Origin of the sequence: Nocardia wallacei, from assembly GCF_029869545.1 — a bacterium.
Classification (GTDB): domain Bacteria; phylum Actinomycetota; class Actinomycetes; order Mycobacteriales; family Mycobacteriaceae; genus Nocardia; species Nocardia wallacei_A.
Map to the genome: position 1 here is coordinate 1 of NZ_JARWQD010000304.1, position 5,440 is coordinate 5,440.

Below are 5,440 nucleotides of genomic sequence, written 5' to 3' on the forward strand. Positions count from 1 at the left end.
TATTGGTGGGTCGCGCACACTTTTTATTTGTTTTTTGGGGTTGCGCAATCTAAATTCCTCCGGCTGATGTTTTTGCGGGGGGGCGCCTAATTACTGGGGGGGGGCGCGGGGGGGGGCGCGCCCGCCACGTTCGGTGGGATCTGTCAGCTCGGCCGGATCACCGATGCGCCAGCCGTCGGCCGCCCAGCTGCGGGCGTCCGAGACCGGCGAACGCGTTCACCAGCAGTCCGGCGGCCGCGAGGCCGAGGACGGTGATGATGCCGCCCATCCAGACGTTCACCCAGACGATGGTGGTGATATCCGGTCCGACGATCCAGGGCGTGAGGATCTCCCAGGCCCCGATCGGGATCAGTACCCAGCTCGATGCGTAACCGCGGGCCGGTAGCAGGGTGAGCACCAGCCCGATGATCGCCACGCCGATGCCCAGAATCAGATTGGACACCACCAATCGCGGAGCATCGGCGAAGTCGGCGAACACCCACGGGGTGATCGCCGTGAACAGCCCGGCCAGCAGTACCAGACCGTTGACGGTCGATGCGGACGGGCCGCCGAGCTTGCCGTCGGCGGTACCGGTTCGTGGCGTCTGTGCCGCAGCTTCCTGCGGGTAGTCGGCCATAACCGCTGCCTCCTTCTTCACGAGGTTCTCCGGTGCCCGGCCACCTTGTCGGGCATTGAGGGCCTACCCGCGTCCCCGTGGGTCAATCGAATTGCGCTGCGGCGCACATCCCCCGCGTGTGTGACGGCGCGGTTGCCGGGTAGTCGCGGGGTATGACCACTACTGCACGCACACCCCAGGACCGTGCCGGGGCCCCGGTGCGGGCGATCGTGACGGGATCGGATTCGGGTATCGGCGCGGCCACCGCCACCGCCCTCGCCGGTGGTGGCGTCGACGTCGGTATCACCTACCACCGCGACGAGGCCGGTGCGCACCGCACCGCCGAGCAGGTCCGCGCCGCGGGCACCCGCGCGGCCGTGCGGCAACTGGACCTGGACGACCTGCCCACGGCCGCCGCGGTCGTCGACGAGCTGGCCGGGGAACTCGGCGGTGTCGACGTCCTGGTGAACTGCGCGGGCACGGGCAGCGCGCAACGGGCCATGGACATGGATTTCGACACCTGGCGCCATGTGCTGTCGGTCGACCTGGACGGCGCCTTTCTCTGCGCGCAACGCGCCGCCCGGCACATGATCGAAGCGGGCGCGGGCGGCCGGATCATCAATATCACCAGCGTGCACGAGCACACGCCCCGTGTCGGCGCCGCGCCCTACTGTGCCGCCAAGGCGGGACTGGGCGCGCTGACCAAGGTGCTCGCGCTGGAGCTCGCCGAGTACGACATCACCGTGAATTCCGTTGCCCCGGGCGAGATCTCGACCCCTATGACCGGTCAGGAGGGCGTCGATCCGCGCACCGAACCCCGGCCCGGCTTCCCGCTGGGCCGTCCCGGCGACGCGCGCGAGGTCGCGGCGGTGGTGGCCTTCCTTGCCACCCCGGCCGCCGGGTACGTCACCGGCGCGTCCTATGTCGTCGACGGCGGCATGCTGCTCATGGGCCCGCAGGCCGGGGAACGACTCACCGACGACCGCTGGAGGCGGGTGTGATCCGATGGAACTGCTGCTGATACTGCTGGTGATACCCGTGCTCGTGGTGATCGCCCTGCTGCGGCGTAGGCGCCCGAAAGCCGACGCGCGCGAGCAGGACCAGATCACGGGCAACGAGGGCAGCCGCAAGGCCGATATCTGAGCGCCGCTCAATGCCCCCGGCGGCGCACCGCGTCGCGGAGGCGGTCGGCGACCCCCAGCGCCGGAGCGAGGACGCCGCGCGCCAGTGGAGTGCGCCGCGCGCTCGGATGCGGGCGGGTCGGCGCCAGCCGTTCCGCGTCCAGCACCGAACGCGCCAGCTCCGTCCGGATCTCGGCGGGCAGAGCCAGGAACTGCGGATACTCCTGCTGCTCCTCCTGCGCGCAGTGCAACAGGGCCGCACCGGCGAAATCGCTGAAGTCCATATCGAACCGCGGATCCTCGGCGCCGCGCGCATACAGCGCCGCCAGATCGTGTTCGAGCCCGTTCTCCTGCAGCATCAGCTGGTCCACGACATCATCGGGAACACCGTGCCCACGCGCGGCCGGATGTACCACCTGATGCTCGGAGAACTCGTGGGCGGCGAAGGTCCGGACCAGATCGTCGAACCGGGTGCGCCGGTCACCCGTGCCGAGCCGAATCCGGTCCAGCAGCCGTTTGATCTGTGCGTGCCGTGTCGTCAGCAGCCCGACGATATCGGATTCGATCTCTGGATACATTGCCTCTCAACAGCTTTCACCTCGTGGGACTACAGCTGTGCGGCTACCCGCGTCCGGCCCGCGCAAACGCGGCCCCCGGCCCCGCCGCCCAGGATTAACCGGGGTGTCACCGGGTAGGTCCCCAGCATGGTCCAGACGATCGACCAGCTGTTGCAGACCCTCACCCGGGTCGCGAACACCCTGCTCGACAGCGGCGTGCCCTTCGCGGTCGCCGGGGGCTGCGCCGTCTACGCCCGTGGTGGCCCGGCGTCGGACCACGACGTGGACATCTTCGTCAAGCCCGCCGACGTCGACCGCGCCCGCCGGTCGCTCGATGCCGCCGGGCTGCGCCTGGGTGACCCGGCCGAGGACTGGCTCACCAAGGCCTATGACGGCGACACCCTGGTGGACCTCATCTTCCGGCCCAACTACCGCGCGGTCACCGACGAACTGCTGGGCCGCGCGAGCTGGATGCGGGTCGGACCGACGGCCGCCCCGGTGGTCAGCGGCACCGACCTGATGGTCGACAAGCTCATGGTGCTCGACCCGCACCGGCTGGATTTCACCGGCCTGCTGCGCATCGCGCGGGACCTGCGGGAACAGGTGGACTGGCCGCGGGTGCGGGCCGAGACCGCCGTGTCGCCGTACGCGCGGGCATTCCTGGGCCTGGTCGACGACCTCGGCATCAGCAACCAAGGAGGCATGATGACCGACGAGCCCGACAGCGACATGCTGCCGCAGTATCTGGTGGCCAATCTCCGCCGCGCCTTCGCCGAGGATCCGCGCACCGCCGAACTGGGTGTGCACGTGACGATCCGCGGCGATGTCGTGGTGCTCAGCGGCGAGGTGGCCAGCGCGCAGTGCCGCGAGCAGCTGCAGGACGTGGTCCGCGAACACGTCCCGAAACTTCGCGTGCACAACGATGTTCGGGTCGCCAGTAACGCCGCGCCGACCGACCGCGAACAGCTGGACTGACGTCAGGAGGCTCGACATGCGTATCGCCGCCGTCGGGGACATCCACTTCGGCCCCGAGTCGGCCGGGACACTGCGACCGGCCCTGGAGGAACTTCCCGGCCGTGCCGATGTGCTGCTGCTCGCGGGCGATCTCACCCGGCACGGCACCGTCGCCGAGGCACGCGCCGTGGCCACCGAATTCGAGGATCTACCGGTGCCCGTGATCGCGGTGCTGGGCAATCACGACCATCACAGCGATGCGCAGCACGAGGTCGCCGCGCTGCTCACCGAGCACGGCCTCACCGTGCTCGAGGGCGCCGCCGCCACGGTGACCGTCGACGGCCACACCCTCGGCGTGGCCGGGACCAAGGGCTTCGGCGGCGGCTTCGCGGGCAAGTGCGCCAGCGTTTTCGGGGAGCGGGTGATGCGCGAGTTCGCCTCGCACACAGTGGATCTGGCGCAATCGCTGCGGGCGGCGCTGGCGAGCCTGGACACCGATGTGACGGTGGCGCTCACGCACTACTCCCCCGTCAGCGACACCCTGCACGGCGAACCGCGCGAAATCTATCCGTTCCTCGGCTCGTACCTGCTCGGTGAGGCGATCGACGACTGCGCGGTGGACCTGGCCGTACACGGGCACGCGCACGCGGGAACCGAGAGCGGCACCACCCCCGGCGGGATCCGGGTCCGCAACGTCGCCCAGCCGGTCATCCATGCGGCGTTCGCGGTGTACGAGCTGGGCGCGGAACCGGCGGACGACACCGCTTCGTCCGGCGCTTCATCGACGAAAAGGACTGCGTGACATGGGATATGACGTGATCGTGGTGGGCGCCGGGTCCGCCGGTGGTGTGCTGGCCGAGCGCCTGTCCGCGAATCCCGATCGTGAGGTACTGCTGCTCGAGGCGGGCCCCGACTTCGGTTCGGCCGCACGGGATCTCCCGATCGAACTCACCGACATCACCGATCTCACCGAGACTCCGTACGACTGGGGGTACATCAGCGAACCGGGCGCGGACGGCGCGCGCATACCGCTCGCGGCGGGCCGCGTGGTGGGCGGCAGTTCGGCGACCAACAACGCCATGGCACTGCGCGGGCAGCCCGCCGACTACGACGCCTGGGCCGCGCAGGACGATCCGGGCCTCGCCTTCGCCGATCTGCTGCCCTTTTTCCGCAGCGTGGAGCGCGATCTGGACTTCTCCGGCGAATGGCACGGCGACCGGGGGCCGATACCGATCTCCCGCCCCGGCGCGGACGAGTGGACGTCGCTGCAGCGGGCCTTCGTCGCGGCCTGCGCCGAGGCCGGATATGCCGCGATCGACGACCACAACGCACCCGGGGCGACCGGTGTCGGGCCGATGCCGTTCAACCAGGTCGACGGCGTGCGCCAGTCCACCGCGCTGACCTACCTCGCGGCCTCCCGGCAGCGTCCCAACCTCACCGTCCGCGGCGGAGTGCGCGTGGAGCGGATCCTGCTGGACGGCAACCGCGCCGTCGGCGTCCGGACGGCCGAATCGCGGGAGACCGTTCACGCCGACCTCGTCGTGCTGGCGGCCGGGGCGTACGGATCGCCACTGCTGTTGCTGCGCTCCGGAATAGGCCCGGCTGACGAACTGACCGCCGACGGCCTCGAGGCGCGGATCGATCTCCCCGGCGTCGGACGGAATCTCCAGGACCACCCCCTGCTCCGGTTGCCCTTCGCCGCCGCCGTCTCCGACGGAACGCCCCCGCTGCAGAACCTGCTCACCTGCGCGGTGGACGGCCCGGATCCCGAGCTGCAGATCTTCCCCGCCGGACCCGACGTGGTCGGCGGTGAATCGTTGTGCCACATGGTGATCGGGCTTGTCGCGCCGCACACCCGGGGCACGGTGCGGCTGCGCGGCGGGCGGCCCGCGATCTCACCGCGCCTGCTCGAACACCCCGACGACGCACGCCGCATGGCGACCGGTGTCCGGCTCGCGCAGCGGATCGCCGCGACCGCACCGCTGGCACGGCTGCTGACACCGACCAGGATCGATACCGACCTCGACGCGATGGTCCGCGCGGAGAGTGCCTCCTACCAGCACCCGGTCGGCACCTGCCGGATGGGCCCCGACACCGACCCCACCGCCGTGACCAGCACCCTCGGGGCCCGGCCCCGCGCCCCGGGGGGGGCCGGGGGGGGGCCGGGGGCCCAGGCGCGGCGACCCCCCCCCCCCCCCCCCCCCCCCCCCCCC

Annotated in this window: 7 protein-coding genes; 5 read left to right on the forward strand and 2 right to left on the reverse strand. The window is 70.8% G+C overall.

Going from position 1 to position 5,440, the window contains the following annotated elements; all coding sequences use genetic code 11:
- Positions 1 to 157: 157 nt before the first annotated feature.
- Complete coding sequence (locus tag QH290_RS26545; RefSeq protein WP_280385866.1) at positions 158 to 616, reverse strand: SPW repeat protein; 459 nt, start codon at positions 614 to 616, stop codon at positions 158 to 160.
- A gap of 152 nt (positions 617 to 768) precedes the next feature.
- Here QH290_RS26545 and QH290_RS26550 point away from each other — a divergent pair, with 152 nt between their 5' ends.
- The gene (locus QH290_RS26550; protein ID WP_280385868.1) at positions 769 to 1,596 is read left to right on the forward strand and encodes an SDR family oxidoreductase; all 828 of its coding nucleotides are present in this window, start codon (positions 769 to 771) and stop codon (positions 1,594 to 1,596) included.
- A gap of 4 nt (positions 1,597 to 1,600) precedes the next feature.
- Positions 1,601 to 1,738 (forward strand): hypothetical protein, encoded by a 138-nt coding sequence (locus tag QH290_RS26555; protein WP_280269487.1) that lies wholly within the window; start codon positions 1,601 to 1,603, stop codon positions 1,736 to 1,738.
- Between the two features lie 7 nt (positions 1,739 to 1,745).
- Here the strand turns inward: QH290_RS26555 and QH290_RS26560 are convergent, their stop codons facing one another.
- Positions 1,746 to 2,294, reverse strand: coding sequence for a hemerythrin domain-containing protein (locus QH290_RS26560; protein ID WP_280269486.1), 549 nt, complete (start codon positions 2,292 to 2,294; stop codon positions 1,746 to 1,748).
- Between the two features lie 126 nt (positions 2,295 to 2,420).
- On the opposite strand from QH290_RS26560, the gene QH290_RS26565 reads away from it, so the two are divergent.
- From QH290_RS26565 to QH290_RS26575, 3 genes are all read left to right on the forward strand, one after another.
- On the forward strand, positions 2,421 to 3,248 hold the full coding sequence (locus tag QH290_RS26565) for a BON domain-containing protein (protein WP_280269485.1): 828 nt from the start codon (positions 2,421 to 2,423) through the stop codon (positions 3,246 to 3,248).
- A gap of 16 nt (positions 3,249 to 3,264) precedes the next feature.
- Complete coding sequence (locus QH290_RS26570) at positions 3,265 to 4,029, forward strand: metallophosphoesterase family protein (RefSeq protein ID WP_280269484.1); 765 nt, start codon at positions 3,265 to 3,267, stop codon at positions 4,027 to 4,029.
- Between the two features lies 1 nt (position 4,030).
- A partial coding sequence (locus QH290_RS26575) for a GMC family oxidoreductase (RefSeq protein ID WP_280385871.1) occupies positions 4,031 to 5,440 on the forward strand: 1,410 nt, incomplete at its 3' end.

What these genes read in the sequence shown, in the direction of transcription:
- QH290_RS26545 (WP_280385866.1), bottom strand. Translation starts at nt 616, where the DNA reads ATGGCCGACTACCCGCAGGAAGCTGCGGCACAGACGCCACGAACCGGT.
- QH290_RS26550 (WP_280385868.1), top strand. Translation starts at nt 769, where the DNA reads ATGACCACTACTGCACGCACACCCCAGGACCGTGCCGGGGCCCCGGTG.
- QH290_RS26555 (WP_280269487.1), top strand. Translation starts at nt 1,601, where the DNA reads ATGGAACTGCTGCTGATACTGCTGGTGATACCCGTGCTCGTGGTGATC.
- QH290_RS26560 (WP_280269486.1), bottom strand. Translation starts at nt 2,294, where the DNA reads ATGTATCCAGAGATCGAATCCGATATCGTCGGGCTGCTGACGACACGG.
- QH290_RS26565 (WP_280269485.1), top strand. Translation starts at nt 2,421, where the DNA reads ATGGTCCAGACGATCGACCAGCTGTTGCAGACCCTCACCCGGGTCGCG.
- QH290_RS26570 (WP_280269484.1), top strand. Translation starts at nt 3,265, where the DNA reads ATGCGTATCGCCGCCGTCGGGGACATCCACTTCGGCCCCGAGTCGGCC.